The 13,398-nt window shown below is 74.8% G+C and carries 14 protein-coding genes; 2 read left to right on the top strand and 12 right to left on the bottom strand.

Going from position 1 to position 13,398, the window contains the following annotated elements; genetic code table 11:
• Window positions 1–58: 58 nt before the first annotated feature.
• The gene (locus NAF06_RS03650) at window positions 59–694 is read right to left on the bottom strand and encodes an IS6 family transposase (protein ID WP_251106153.1); all 636 of its coding nucleotides are present in this window, start codon (window positions 692–694) and stop codon (window positions 59–61) included.
• A gap of 79 nt (window positions 695–773) precedes the next feature.
• On the bottom strand, window positions 774–1,700 hold the full coding sequence (locus NAF06_RS03645; RefSeq protein WP_049908616.1) for a hypothetical protein: 927 nt from the start codon (window positions 1,698–1,700) through the stop codon (window positions 774–776).
• A gap of 187 nt (window positions 1,701–1,887) precedes the next feature.
• Between NAF06_RS03645 and NAF06_RS03640 the strand changes: the two genes are divergently transcribed.
• Window positions 1,888–2,583 (top strand): helix-turn-helix domain-containing protein, encoded by a 696-nt coding sequence (locus tag NAF06_RS03640; protein ID WP_008582185.1) that lies wholly within the window; start codon window positions 1,888–1,890, stop codon window positions 2,581–2,583.
• Between the two features lie 9 nt (window positions 2,584–2,592).
• Here NAF06_RS03640 and trxA read toward each other — a convergent pair whose 3' ends face one another.
• The 10 genes from trxA to NAF06_RS03590 form a co-directional block, all read right to left on the bottom strand.
• Complete coding sequence (gene trxA / locus NAF06_RS03635) at window positions 2,593–3,078, bottom strand: thioredoxin (RefSeq protein ID WP_008582184.1); 486 nt, start codon at window positions 3,076–3,078, stop codon at window positions 2,593–2,595.
• Window positions 3,079–3,172: 94 nt separating this feature from the next.
• Window positions 3,173–4,783, bottom strand: coding sequence for a cobyric acid synthase (locus NAF06_RS03630; RefSeq protein WP_008582183.1), 1,611 nt, complete (start codon window positions 4,781–4,783; stop codon window positions 3,173–3,175).
• A 19-nt stretch (window positions 4,784–4,802) separates the two neighbouring features.
• Complete coding sequence (locus NAF06_RS03625) at window positions 4,803–5,534, bottom strand: cob(I)yrinic acid a,c-diamide adenosyltransferase (RefSeq protein WP_008582182.1); 732 nt, start codon at window positions 5,532–5,534, stop codon at window positions 4,803–4,805.
• Window positions 5,531–6,283, bottom strand: a complete 753-nt coding sequence (locus NAF06_RS03620; RefSeq protein ID WP_008582181.1) for an adenosylcobinamide amidohydrolase — start codon at window positions 6,281–6,283, stop codon at window positions 5,531–5,533. The genes NAF06_RS03625 and NAF06_RS03620 overlap by 4 nt, the downstream gene beginning before the upstream one ends.
• The gene (locus tag NAF06_RS03615; RefSeq protein WP_008582180.1) at window positions 6,276–7,355 is read right to left on the bottom strand and encodes an aminotransferase class I/II-fold pyridoxal phosphate-dependent enzyme; all 1,080 of its coding nucleotides are present in this window, start codon (window positions 7,353–7,355) and stop codon (window positions 6,276–6,278) included. Before NAF06_RS03615 ends, NAF06_RS03620 begins: the two co-directional genes overlap by 8 nt.
• Window positions 7,352–8,086, bottom strand: a complete 735-nt coding sequence (locus NAF06_RS03610; RefSeq protein ID WP_008582179.1) for a GTP--adenosylcobinamide-phosphate guanylyltransferase — start codon at window positions 8,084–8,086, stop codon at window positions 7,352–7,354. The genes NAF06_RS03615 and NAF06_RS03610 overlap by 4 nt, the downstream gene beginning before the upstream one ends.
• Complete coding sequence (gene cobS, locus NAF06_RS03605) at window positions 8,086–8,919, bottom strand: adenosylcobinamide-GDP ribazoletransferase (RefSeq protein WP_008582178.1); 834 nt, start codon at window positions 8,917–8,919, stop codon at window positions 8,086–8,088. Before cobS ends, NAF06_RS03610 begins: the two co-directional genes overlap by 1 nt.
• A complete protein-coding gene (locus tag NAF06_RS03600; RefSeq protein WP_008582177.1) occupies window positions 8,910–9,986 on the bottom strand; it encodes a CobD/CbiB family cobalamin biosynthesis protein in 1,077 nt (358 codons plus the stop codon). The genes cobS and NAF06_RS03600 overlap by 10 nt, the downstream gene beginning before the upstream one ends.
• Window positions 9,983–11,299 (bottom strand): cobyrinic acid a,c-diamide synthase, encoded by a 1,317-nt coding sequence (locus NAF06_RS03595; protein ID WP_008582176.1) that lies wholly within the window; start codon window positions 11,297–11,299, stop codon window positions 9,983–9,985. Before NAF06_RS03595 ends, NAF06_RS03600 begins: the two co-directional genes overlap by 4 nt.
• Window positions 11,296–12,453, bottom strand: a complete 1,158-nt coding sequence (locus tag NAF06_RS03590; protein ID WP_008582175.1) for a nicotinate-nucleotide--dimethylbenzimidazole phosphoribosyltransferase — start codon at window positions 12,451–12,453, stop codon at window positions 11,296–11,298. The genes NAF06_RS03595 and NAF06_RS03590 overlap by 4 nt, the downstream gene beginning before the upstream one ends.
• A gap of 348 nt (window positions 12,454–12,801) precedes the next feature.
• On the opposite strand from NAF06_RS03590, the gene NAF06_RS03585 reads away from it, so the two are divergent.
• Window positions 12,802–13,392, top strand: coding sequence for a 50S ribosomal protein L15e (locus NAF06_RS03585; RefSeq protein WP_006629572.1), 591 nt, complete (start codon window positions 12,802–12,804; stop codon window positions 13,390–13,392).
• Window positions 13,393–13,398: the final 6 nt, after the last annotated feature.

The raw sequence follows: 13,398 nt of genomic DNA, 5'->3' as shown, positions 1-13,398 counted from the left end.
CCGGTGTGACCGGAGTTGCGTGGTGTTTTAAATACTCGTGCGCGCTCGACGGCAGTGTTCAGATAAGCTGATTCCATGCGAAGGCGAACGATCTGAGCCACTCGTTTGCTGTTTCTGCTTTGGCGTTGCTAAAACAGTTTGAGAAACTGGTAGTTCTGCGTTTTATCTCACGAAAAACACGTTCGACGCTGTTTCGATTTCCATGTCGTTCGTATCTGAAATCGAGGCCGTGTTTGTCACAAGCTCGGTGGAGTGGAACCGCACCATCAACGAGAAAGATCGCGTCATCTACGTCGTGTTTGTCGCGGAGTTCCGTGAAGAACTGATCTGCGATCACGTTCGTTCTTGTTGGCTCAAGCTTTGTATGTAGCAAATCGTTTGACTGAGGATCGACAGCAGCGTACAGCCAGTATTGTTCATCATCGAGCTGAATCACAGTCTCGTCAACCGCAACGTGATTCGGGCTCCGACCAGCTTCCGGCTGTAGATCGGCTTTGTGTACCCAGTTATGAACGGTGGATCGAACTCGATCAACACCGAATACCTCAAGAAATGAAACAGTATTCGAAAGCGACAGTCCAGACAAATGGAGCTGAATACTGAGCTTCATCAACAGTTTCGGTGTTGCCTCTCGCTCCACAAACTCTAAGTTGATCTCGTCTAAACAGCCGCTGAGGCGGTCGTTTTCGGGCATAGATCACTTTGAAAACGCACCGCCTCACCTTTCAAACCTTATCTGAACACCGCCCGCTCGACGGGGCTTCGCGGGCGACTCACCCGGTCACGGCGTCGCCGACGGCCGGGGCGAGGACGCGGCCGAGCGACAGGAGCCCGGCGGTCACGAGGCAGGCGGCGAACGCGATCGTGCCCAGTTTCCCGCCGAAGCCGACGAAGTACGGCGTCGCGCCGACGAACGCGGTTCCCGCGACCCCGCCGGCCAGAAGCATCGCCCCGGGGCCGGGGATCCGCTCCGGCGTCGCCATCCCCGCGAACGACGCGCAGAAGGCGACCGCCGCGACCGCGTCGCCGGCGGCGAAAAGCGGCGGGCAGACGACCCCGGCGACGAGTCCGACGACCGCGGAGCCGACGACCGGCCCGTGGTCGAACCGGACCGAGAGGAGGAACGTCGCGAGCGCGGCGAGGGCGGCGACCCCGACGAGCCCCCCCGCGACGGCCGGCTCCGGAACCGACCCCGTTCCGGGGGCCAGCCCGCCGAACGCCGCGACCGACAGGCAGCCGACGAACGCCGTCGTCCCGAGCTTCCCGCCGAAGCCGTTGAACGTGTGCTTGGCGAGCACGAAGACGACGGCCGCGACGAGGCCGGCGGCGACCACCGCCCCGAGGTCCGCCCCGGCCGCCGGGGTCGCCATCCCGACGAACGAGCCGCAGTAGGCGGGCGCGCCGTACGTCTCCGCCAGGAGGTACGCGCAGAGGCCGACGAGCGCGGACGCCACGACCGGCCCGACGCCGACCCGGACGGAGAGGAGGAACGTGGCGGGCGCTCCGACGGCGACCGCGGCCGCGTTGCCGAGGTCGACGCGAGTGATTCCGAACCCGTCGGTCCGCAGCGCGTCGCGCGTCTCCGTCGCGGCGGTGTACCCGAGGCTCGTCGCGGCGACCGCGAGCGCGACCGCCGCGACGAGCGGGTCCGGGCCGCCGCCGGTCTCGAACGCCAGGCCGGCGGTCGCCGCGACGCTCATCGCGGCACCGGCACCGGCCAGGGCGAGCGCGCCGAGGGCGTGGATCGATCGGTTCACGGCCGCCACTCCGGCCCCCGGACCGATACCGTCGGACCCTCAGTACTGCGGGTGTTCACGGGGGGTAACGGGCGAAACGAGCGGCCGTCTGGGATCAGGACTTTGTGCCCGTCCCCCTTAGCCCGACGCGATGGGAACCGAAGGGAAGTCGTCCGAGGGCCCTGCTGAGGCCACGCCCGACGGCGTCCGCGCGGGCGTCGCGATCCATGGGACCGGGAACTGCCCGGTCGTCGCCGCGTCGAACGCCCACGACGGCCCGATCACGGGCGTCAACTGGACGCACGCCGGCGACACGCACACCGAGGAGTTCCGCGCCCGCGACCCGGACGCGGTCGAGGACGCCGAGGGCGTCCCGTCGGCCTCGTCGGTGATCGACCTCGGCAGCGAGCGGGTGTACCGGTACGACCGCCCGGACGACGGCGCGTGCGCCTGTCGGATCATCGAGGAGCTGGACTGCCCGATCGCCGACGCGCGCGCCGAAGACGGCGTCCTCCTCTTAACCTTACACCTCCCCGACCTCGAACGCCTCCGCGACGTCGTCTCGGCGCTCGACGGGGTCGTCGAGCGCGTCGAGGTCCGCTACCTCGTCCACGGCGCGACGGGCGGCGACGAGCTGTCGGACCGGACCCTCGTCGACCGCGGCCGCCTCACCGACCGCCAGTGCGAGGTGCTGCGGACCGCCTACCGCATGGGGTACTTCGAGCGCCCCCGCGACGCCAACGCGAGCGCGGTCGCCGACGCGCTCGACATCGCCCCCTCGACGTTCGCCGAGCACCTCGCGGCGGCGCAGCGGAAGCTCCTCGAAGAGACGCTCGCCGGGAACTGACACCCCGCCTCAGGCGGCGTGCTCGTCGATCGCGGACTCGAGCGTCGCGCGGTCCTGCGCGCCGACGAACCTGTCGACCGCTTCCCCGTCCGCGTAGAGGACGAGCGTCGGGATGCTGCGCGCCCCCAGCTGTTGAGCGACCGCCTGATTGGCGTCCACGTCGACCTTCGCGACCGCGGCGTCGGTCTCGGCCGCGAGCGCCTCGATCGTCGGCTCCATCATCTGACAGGGCCCGCACCAGTCGGCGTAACAGTCCACGAGGACGACGTCGTGGTCGTCGACCGTCCGCCGGAGCTCGTCCGTCCCGTTCACGTGGACCGGCTCGCTCGGTGTCTCCGGCCCGCCGCCGTCGCCCGAACCGCTGCCGGCGGCCTCCGCGAGCGGTTCCCCGTCGTCGAGGCGCGCTTCGAGCTCCCGGCGCTTCCGCTCCCGGATGCGCTCGCGCTCCGTCTTCGCGTCGTCGACCGCTTCGTTCGCGTCGGCTGCGTCGCTCATGCCGCAGTATTGGGCTCATAAGACAATATACCTTCCGCCACCGGATCCACGAGCGGCGTAAGGCGAGCGCCTCGGGATCCGACCCGGAGTCAGTTCACCCGTCGGCCCGGTCCGGCGACCCGAGGAGGTCGCCGAGTCCGGCCGCGCGCAGGTCCACGTGGTCCGCGACGAGGTCGGCCGCGCGGTCGTACGGCGAGCGGTCGACCGCCGCGGCGTCCGGGCGCGTCCGCCCCGCGCTCTCGTAGACCCTCTCGACGAACGCGTCGCGGACGGCCTCGGTCTCGAAGAGCCCGTGGAGGTACGTCCCGAGCACCCGGTCGGTGGCCGCGCTCTCCGCGCCGAGCGGCTCGGTCGCCACCCGCCTCGACTCCCCTTGTTTCCCGTCGAGGAGTCGCGTCCGTCCGGCGCGGATCTCGTAGCCGGTCGCCTCCCCCGCCGCGCCCGCGATCGGTCCGACGCCGTCGACGGCGCACGTCACGCGCTCGACGCGCTTGTCGGTCGAGAACCCGGTCTCGACCGGGAGCAGGCCGACCCCGGGAACCGTCTCGCGGTCCCCCGTCCCCTCGACGGCGGCGTCGACGAGGCGCTCGCCGAGGATCTGGTAGCCGCCGCAGACGCCGACCACGGGGCCGTCGAACGCGCGCAGCGCCGCGTCGAGACCGGGCTCGCGGAGCGCGAGCAGGTCGTCGACGGTGTTCTTCGACCCCGGGAGGACGACCGCGTCGACCCCGTCCAGCCCGGCGTCGAGCGGGAGGTAGACGACGCGGACCCCCGGCTCGCGCGCCAGCGGCTCCAGGTCGGTGAAGTTCGAGATGCGGGGGAGCCGCGGGACGCCGACCCGGACGGCCTCACCGTCGGGGACGCCGTCGTCGCCGCCGAGGACGCTTTCGCTGCCGCCCGCGCTCCCGGTCTCCCCTCCGGCTCTCGCCTCGTCGGGAAGCGAGAGGCTGTCCTCCGCCGGCAGCCCCGGGTCGTCGTGCGGGACGACGCCGACTATCGGGACGCCGGTCCGGTCTTCGATCTCGTCGATGCCGGGTTCGAGGAGGTCGGGGTCACCGCGGAACTTCGTGATCACGGCCCCGCACACGCGCTCGCGGAGGTCGTCGGGCAGCAGTTCGAGGGTCCCGTAGAGGCTCGCGAACGCGCCGCCGCGCTCGATGTCGACCGCGATCAGGATCCGCGCGTCCGCGAACCGCGCGCACTCGACGTTCGCGAGGTCGCGGTCGTGAAGGTTGATCTCGGCGACGCTCCCCGCGCCCTCGGCGACGATGACATCGTGGCCGGCCGCCAGCCGCTCGTGCGCGGCGATCGCGGCGTCGCGCGCCTCGTCCCAGTAGTCGTCGTAGTACGCCGACGCCGGGGCGTTCGCGACCGCCCCGCCGTCGATCACGATCTGGCTCTCGCCGCCGCCGCGGGGCTTGAGCAGCACGGGGTTCATGTCCGTCGTCGGCACGGTCTCCGCCGCCCGCGCCTGGACGTGCTGGGAGACGCCGACCTCGCCCCACTCGCCGTCCGGGGCGAGCGCCACCCGGGCGTTGTTGCTCATGTTCTGCGCCTTGTACGGCGCGACCGAGACGCCGCGGCGGGCGAGCAGCCGACAGAGCCCGGCCGCCAGCGTGCTCTTCCCGACGTGGCTCGCCGTGCCCGCGATCAGGACGGTTGGGGCGTCAGGCGTCGCGTCCGCCGCGTCGTCGGCGTCGGTCACGCGGATCCGCCCTCCACGGTCAGTACTCCGTCCCCCGGCGGGCGCGCTGCCCGTCGTCGAACGGGTGCGCCTCCTTCCGGACGTTCGTGATCAGGTCGGCGACGCCGTCGAGGTAGTCGGGCTCGGCGTGGCTCCCGGTGAGGACGAGTTCGAGGCCGTACGGCTTCGACTCGGCGAGGTCGACGACGGCGTCCGCGTCGACGAGGCCGCGGTCGACCGCGTACAGCAGTTCGTCTAAGATCAGCATGTGGACGCCGTCCTCGGGGTCGCCGTCGAGCGGGAACGGCTCCGTCAGGTCCGCCTCGCCGGCCGCGGCCACGAGGGCCGCCGCGCGCTCGAAGGCCGCGGTCGCCTTCGCCTCGTGTTTGTCGTCGGCCGACCCGTCGAGCAGCCCGTGCCAGCCGTAGTGGCCGGCGTTCTCGTAGGAGAACCCGGGCACGGCCGCGATCGCGTTGTACTCGCCCCTGACGCCCTCGACGCTGTCCGCGCCCCCCTTCATGAACTGGAGCATGTGGACGCGGTATCCGTGCCCCGCGGCCCGGAACCCCATCCCCATCGCCGCCGTGGTCTTCCCCTTCCCGCCGCCCCAGAACGCCTGGACCAGCCCGAACTCCTCAGGCGCGGCCGGCTCGATCGGCCGCGGCTCGGGGGCCGCGCCGCCGCCCGGGGTTCGCGTCCGGTCGGCGTCCGGCGCGGTCGGTTCGTCGCTCGGTTCCGTCGCGTCGTCGGTGTCGTCGTGGTTCGTGGTCATGGATCGAATACCTCCGCCCGCTCGTCGGTGACGACGCCGTGTTCGGCGTCGCCCGCCGGCCCGGGCACGTCGCCGTCCGGGTACCGCGACCGCAGGCTCGCGCGGACCGCGTCCCGGACGCAGGCGCGGGCCGCCGCGCCGACCGCGGTAGCGCTCCCGGAGAACTCCGCCGGCTCGCCGGTCGGGTCGTCGGCGACGACGACGGCGTCGCTCGTCGTGCCCGGGACGCCCGCCGTCGCGAGCAGCGTCGCGGCCTTCGCCTCGGCCGCGACCGCGACGAGGTTCGCCGCGGCCCCGGGCGCGAGCCGCCGCGTCGCGCCGACGATCAGGTTGACCGTGCCGGGGCGTTCGGAGCGGTCGGTCGCGTCGGCCGAACCGCGCGAGCCGCCCGCGCCGGCCGGCTCCATCGGCAGCATCGCGGGGTTCGAGAGGCCGACCGTCGCGTACGCGACGACCGGCCCGAGCCGCGCGCCCCGCGCGTGGTCCATCGAGACGCCCGTGAACAGCGTCGGCGGGGCGTCGCGGTCGGGAGCGTCGTCGCGGCCGGTCGCGTCGCCGCCGCCGAACCCCGCCCGCGCCAGCCGCTCGTCGCGGTAGGCCCCGAGGTCGGTCCGGTCGAACCCCTCCGGGACCGTCACGTTGTACCCGGCCGTCGCCCGCGCTCGGCCCCCGTTCCAGCCGGTCGAGAGCCAGCGCGTCTCCGGGCGGTGTAGCCGGAGCACCCCCTCGCTGACGGTCGCGTCAAACATCGGTGGCCGCACCTCCGTACTCATCGCCTCCCTCGCTCCCCTCGTCGTCGCCCTCCCCGCCGCCCGCGCCCAGCGCCGCGAGGAGCCGGTCGTTCTCCGCCGGGCGGCGGACCGCGACCCGGACGTGCGAGTCGAGGCCGCGGAAGGTCCGGGCGTCCCGGACCGCCACGCCGCGCTCCCGGGCGCGCTCGATCACGCGGTCGACGTCGCGGTCGCCGACGCCGAGCAGGAGGAACGGGGCCTCGGAGGGGGCGACGCCGTACCCGGCGTCGGTCAGCGCCGCGCGCAGCCGCCCGCGCTCCCGCCGGACGCGCTCGCGGGTCTCGCGGACGAACGCGTCCCGCCGGAGGCAGTACTCCCCGGTCGCGACCGCCGGGGCGCTCACGTTCCACGCGCGGCGCGCGCCCCGCAGCGCCGCGCCGAGGTCGCCGACCCCGACCGCGAAGCCGGTCCGGAGCCCGGGGAGCCCGAACAGTTTCGTGAGCGCCCGCGTGACGACGACGCCCTCGGTCCCCGCGACCGACTCGCGCTCGGTGAACCCGAGGAACGCCTCGTCGACGAGCAGTACGGTCCCGGCGGCCCGGCAGCGCGCCGCGAACGCGAGCAGCGCCTCGCGGTCGTAGCCGGTCCCCGTCGGGTTGTTCGGCGTACAGACGACCGCCAGCGCGTGGCCGCTCGGGTCCGCGTCGAGGACGCGCTCGGCGTCGACGAACGCCGGCTCGCCGCCCCGAAGCTCGACCTCCCGGGCGTACTCGCCGAAGCTCGGGGCCGGGAGCAGGGCCGTGTCGCCGTCGTCGACCGCGAGCGCGACCGCGGCCCGGATCGCCGCCAGCCCGCCCGGCGTCGGGACTACGCTCTCCGGGTCGCAGCCGACGTACTCCCCGGCGGCCGCGCGGAACGCTTCCGGCGGCTCCGGCGGGTACGTCCGCGCGGTCTCGAACGCCGCGCGGTACACGCGCTCGACGCCGTCGGGCACCTCGGGGTTCGCGTTCGCGCTGAAGTCGAGCAGGTCGGGGTCGTCGCTGCTCCCATGCGGCTCGCGCCCCAGCGCCGCCGCCCGCTCGCGGTTCACGACGGCTCACCCCCGTCGGCGGCCGACCACGAGTCGGGCCGGTCGAGCCACTCGACCCCACCGGTCGGACGGGCGGGAGCGTCCGGGTCGCCACGGAGGATCCGCTCGGCGAGCCGCCGGTCCGCGGGACGGTTGACGTTGACCGCGAGGCGCGCGTCCCGGGTCGCGCGGACGGCCTCGTCGCCCGCGCCGTCGAGCGCGCCGACGACGTTGATCCCGGCCGGAACGTCGCCGGTCGAGTCGCCGTCGTCCGGCTCCGCGTCGCCCGCGTCATCGTACCGAGTCGCGGCGTCGGCGCTCGCGCCCAGTTCCCGCTTGCGCGCCGCGGGGACGCGGACCGACAGCGCGTCGGCGTCGGCCGCGGCGCGCGCGTCGAGGACGGCGTCGACGGCCGACCCGTCGAGCAGCGGGAGGTCGGCCGCGACGGTGAGCGTCGGCGCGGTCGGCCCCTCGGAGAGGGCCGCGCGGAGGTCCGCGACGTACCCCTCGCCCGGCGTGTCGACGACGGCGAGTTCGAGCGATTCCCCCTCGCGTCCCGACCCCTCGCCGTTCCGGCGCGCGACCAGCCGCTCGCGAGTCCGCGGGGTGTGCGACGAGACGGCCGCGTACGCGGTCTCGACCCCGCTCGCGGCGAGGGCGTCGAGGACGCGGTCGACCATCGGCCGCCCGCCGACCGCCGCCAGCGGCTTCTCGGCGTCGCCGCCGAGCCGCGTGCCGCGGCCGCCGCACATCACGAGAGCGTCCACGCGATCACCCCCGCGTGGAGCGCGGTCGCCCGCGCCAACTCCGTCGTCGCGCCGAGCACGTCGCCGGAGACGCCGCCGAGCCGCGCCCGCGCCCACGCGAACGCGAGGAGGCCGACGACGGCCGCGGCGACGAGGGCGGCGACGGTCGCCCGGACGCCGGCGGAGCCGCCGACCGCCCCGGCCAGCGGCACCGCGGGCGCGACCGCGAGCGCGACGCCCGCGAGGGAGCGCGGGCCGGACTCGTCGGTCAGCGCGGAGCCGAGTCCCTCGTGTGCGGCGTCGCCCAGACAGACCAGCGCCGCCGCCGCGCCCCGCGCGCTCACCTCCGCGGCGACGACGAGGACCGCCGCGTCGACGGCGGAGAACCGGGCCGTCTCGCCGACGGCCGAGAGCCCGACCGCGCCCGCGACGTTCGCCCCCGCGGCCGCGAGACCGACGACGACCAGCGCGAGCGCGAGCACGCCGCCGACGCCGAGCGACGAGTCCTTCAGCACCTCCCGCCGGCGGTCGGCGTCGCCGTGGACGACCGCGGCGTCCCCGAGGTCCGCGACGCCGTCGAGGTGGGTGATCCCGGTGACGAGGTAGAGCCACGCGGGGAACGCGACCGCGACCGTGGCCGCCGGGATGCGGACGGGAGCGGCGGCCGCCGCTGCGACGACCGGGAGCGAGACGATGGCCCCGAGCGCGTAGCCGACCGCGGGCAGGGCCGCGGGTCGCCGCCGGAACGCCTCCCAGTCGGCCTCGCCGCTCCCGACCGGGATCCGCGAGCAGAAGCCGAGGGCACCGCGGAACGCGGCGACCGCATCCGTCAGGACCACGCCGCCACCCCCGCCAGCGCGAGCAGCCAGCCGACAGCGACCGCGGCCGCGACCCCGCCGGCGATCCGAACCAGCCGGACCCCGGCGCGGGCGGTCGCCGGCGTCGGGGGCTCCGGGCCCCCGTCGAGGACGTACGCGTCCCGCTTCTCCAAGCGGACGCCGAGCGCGACCGCCGCGGTCGCCATCGGCCAGCCCGAGTTCGGCGACGCCGGCTCGCGGGCGAGGGGTCTCGCGTCCCGGAGCGACTCCGGCGACCGCGCCGCGACGGCGAGACAGACGGCGCTCGCCCGCGCCGGGAGGTACATGACGGCGTCGTCGAGACGGGCGCTCGCACGGCCGACCGGCTTCGACCGGTAGCCGAGCATGGAGTCGAGGGTGTTCACGGCCTTCGCCCAGGCGGCCGCGGCCGCCCCGCCGCCGAGCGCGAGCGCCGCGGGCCCGAGGGGGGCGGGCGGGAGGGACGCGACGCCAGCCGCCGCGACCCCGGCGGTCGCCCCGGCGACGAACCAGCACAGGGGGGCGACCACGCCGTCGGCGAGGTTCTCGGCCGCGCTCTCGACCGCGGCGCTCCGGAGGTCGGCCGGCGAGAGGTCGTCGGGATCGCGACCGACCAGCGCGACGACGCGCTCGCGGGCCGCCTCGGGGTCCGTCTCGGTCAGCGCGACGGTCTCGGCCGCGACCGCGGCGAGCATCCGGCGGCTGACGGTCACCCACAGCGCGAGCGCCGCGGCCGCGACGCCGACGAGCGGGACGCCGCCGGGGCGCGGACCGACGCCCGTCGCAAGCCAGACGCCCCCGCCCACCGCGACCGCGGCCGCGAGCGGGAGCGCGACGGCGACGGCGACCCCGACCGCGTCCGGCCGCTTCCAGTCGCGGTCGACGGGGGCGATCACGTTCCCGAACAGCGCCACCGGGTGGACTCGGCCGGGTGGTTCGCCGAGCGCGGCGTCGAGCGCGACGGCGACGGCGACCGCGAGGGCGGCGGCGACCGCGGCGGCGACCGTCGGGGTCGGCGCGGTGACGCCCGGGGAGTTCGCCGCGGTCGCCGCGATCGCGTTCGGGATCATAGCCCGTCGAGGAACGCGTCGAACGCCCCGCTCTCCGGGTGGACGTGACAGTACGTTCCGAGGGTGCGGTGTTCGGTCAGTCCGTCGCGGTCGCCGTCGATCCCGGTCCCGCGCACCACGTCGAAGGCGAACCGCGCGTCGCCGTCGGCGTCGGCCGCGGAGTAGTGGAACTCGTGGCCGCGGAGCCGGTCGCCGGCCCCCGCGGTGAGCGTGTCGCTCCGGGCGCGGAGTTCGACGTGGTCGAGCGCCTGATACCGCTCGCGGCGCTCGATCGACGCCGGGAGGATCCCCGCCATCTCGTGCGTGTCGCCGTCGGCGGTCGTCAGCGTCTCCGCGAGCGCCATCAGCCCGCCGCACTCGCCGAGGACCGGCGTGCCCTCGGCCGCGGCGTCGGCGATCGACCCGAGCGCCGGCCCCTCGGCGAGCGCCTCGGCGTGGAGTTCCGGGTAGCCGCCGGGGAGGTAGACGCCGTCGCAGTCGGGGAGGTCGTCCCCGGCCGCGGGCGCGAAGGGGACGACGGTCGCGCGCTCGCGGAGGCGCTCGCGCGTGGCCGGGTAGACGAACCGGAAGGCGTCGTCGTCCGCGACCGCGACGCGCGGGCCGTCGCCGGCTGTCGCCGCGCCCCGCGCCTCGCCCGGAGGGACCTCCGGCGGCGTCGGCTCGCGGGCGGCGTCGAGCAGCCGGTCGGTCCGGAGCGTCTCTGCGGCCTCGTCGAGCGCGTCGTCCGGGAGCGCCGCCTCGTCGCCGCCGTGGAGCCCGAGGTGCCGGTCGGGAATTTCGAGGTCATCGCTCGGCGGGATCCGGCCGAAGTAGCCGAGCGAGTCCGGCAGCGCGTCGCGGATCCCCGACTCGTGGCGGCCGCCGTGCGCCCGCTGGGCGATCACGCCCGCCACGTCGAGGTCGTGTTCCGTCCGGTCGGCGTACTCGCGGAAGCCGAGCGCGGTCGCCGCGACGCTCTCCATCCCGGCGCTCGCGTCCACGACGAGGACGACGGGGAGGTCGAGCGCGGCGGCGACCCCGGCCGTGCTGGCGACGCTACCGTCGTACAGCCCCATCACCCCCTCGACGACGCAGACGTCGCCGTCGCCGCGGGCGTAGTTGCGGCGGAGCCCGTCGACGCCCTGAAGCCACGGGTCGAGCGTCCGGGAGGGGCGTCCGGCCGCGCGGGCGTGGTGGCTCGGGTCGATGAAGTCGGGCCCCGCCTTCGCGGGCTGGACCGTCCGTCCCGCCGCCTCGAACGCGCGCAGCGTCGCGAGCGTCGCGACCGTCTTGCCGACGCCGGAGGCCGTGCCGCCGAGGACGAGCCCCTTCACGGCGCGTCGCCCCCGTTCGCCGCGGCGCTCTCGATCGCACCGCCCTCCGCGTCCTCGCCGCCCTCCGCGTCCTCGCCGCCCTCCGAGCGCTCGGCGAGCAGGCGGTCGGTCACGGCGGCGATCCGCTCGCGGACGGCGGCGTCGGCGACGCCCGCCCGCTCCGCGAGCGCAAGCGCCCCGCCCATGCCGACGCCCTCCTTCGCCTCGCCGCGGGCGTACGCCGCCATCGCCGGGTGGTCGCTCTCGGCGAACCCCGGGTCGGCGGCCGCGAGGCGCAAGTCGAGGTCGTCGGCGAGCGCCGGCAGGTCGGCGGTGGGGTCGTCCGCGACAAGCGACGTGGTCGCGAGCGGGAGCGCCCCGTCGACGCCGGCGTGTCGGGCGAGCGCCGCCGCGGCCGCGAGCTGGGTGCCGCCCGCGAGCGTCACGTCGACGCCGGCGTCAGCGCAGCCGACGATCAGGCCGGCGAGCGCGGCGAGGACGGGGTCGCCGACGAGCCGGACCGCCTCGGTCGGCTCGCCGGCCGCGTCGCCGGCTTCGAGCCCGCTCGCGTCCAGCGCCTCGGCGACGACGCGCCGCTTCCGCTCGATCGGGTTCGCCGGCAGCGACGAGGAGACGGCGGCCCGCTCGCCGAGCGCGGTCAGGACGCCGAGCGCGGTCGTCGTCCCGCCGGGGATCGTCTCGGCGACGAGCAGTTCGCCGGCCGCTCCCCGGTCTCGCCCGTTACCGCCGTCGCCGCCCTCGGGCGCGTCGCGTTCGGGTTCGGCGAGCTCCGGCGCGAGCGCGCGGGCCCGCTCGAAGACGGTCGCCGCCTCGGGGACCGGCTCCGGGTCGCGCACGTCGCCGCCCGGGGCCGCGCCCGCGTCGCGGACGGCGGCCGCGGTCGGCGCGCCGAGCCCGGCGTCGACGGCCGTGACCGGCAGCGAGTCGGGACCCAGTAGCTCGCGGACCGCGCGGGTGACGACCGCGGGCGTCGGGCAGCCGGTCGGGCTCACCGGCACGGGCGAGTCCGGCGCGGGCCGGCCCGTCTCGACGATCTCGAGGTCGGCGCTCGGCGTCTCGGTCCGCAGGTCCGGGTCCGCGCCCGCGGCGCTGATGCCGTCGATCGCGGCCGTCGCGGTCGTCCCCGCGACGACGACCAGCCTCACGGATCCCACCGGACACCACCTCCGTCGAGTCCGCGTTCGCCCGGCGCGGCGTCGTTGTGTACCACTAGCGGTTCATCGATACAAATGAACTTTAATCGATCGACGCGCGGCCGCGACGGGAGCGGCTACCGGGGCGCTCGGGAGGACCGGCTGCGCCGCCGTCTCGTGGCACGCGCTCGCACGCGATCCGGGGAACGAAGCCGTTAAGGGCGAACCGCGGGTACTGCCGACAACTCGCTGGTGCGGACACAGCGGGCACTCGCCGCTGGGACCGCCGTCGGATCGACCGACGCGCGTCCCGGGACGAGACGACATGTGGCCCCTCGCGGCTGAATCGCAACCGTCCGCGGACACACAATGGCACGAAGCTTCTACTCGCACATCAAGGAGGCGTGGCGGTCCCCCAAGGAGGGGAAACTGGCTGAGCTGCAGTGGCAGCGCAAACAGGAGTGGCGCGACGAGGGCGCTATCGAGCGCATCGAGCGCCCAACTCGGCTGGACAAGGCCCGCGAACTGGGCTACAAGGCCAAGCAGGGCGTCATCGTCGCCCGCGTGAGCGTCCGCAAGGGCGGCTCGCGCAAGCAGCGCTTCAAGGCCGGCCGTCGCTCGAAGCGACAGGGCGTCAACCGCGTCTCGCGGCGCAAGTCGATCCAGCGCATCGCCGAGGAGCGCGCATCGCGGAAGTACCGCAACCTCCGCGTGCTCAACTCCTACTGGGTCGGTGAGGACGGCTCGCAGAAGTGGCACGAGGTCATCCTCGTGGACCCCGCCCACCCCGCGATCGAGAACGACGAGGAGCTGAACTGGATCTGCTCGGACGACCACAAGGGCCGCGCGTACCGCGGTCTCACCTCCGCCGGCACCAAGGGCCGCGGCCAGCGCAAGCGCGGCAAGGGCACCGAGAAGACGCGCCCGAGCGTCACCTCGAACGACCGGCAGGGCAAGTAACCGGCC

This window comes from Halorubrum hochsteinianum, assembly GCF_023702125.1.
Classification (GTDB): domain Archaea; phylum Halobacteriota; class Halobacteria; order Halobacteriales; family Haloferacaceae; genus Halorubrum; species Halorubrum hochsteinianum.
The sequence above is the reverse complement of the archived record's forward strand: the minus strand, read 5'-3'. Positions and strand labels throughout refer to the sequence as shown.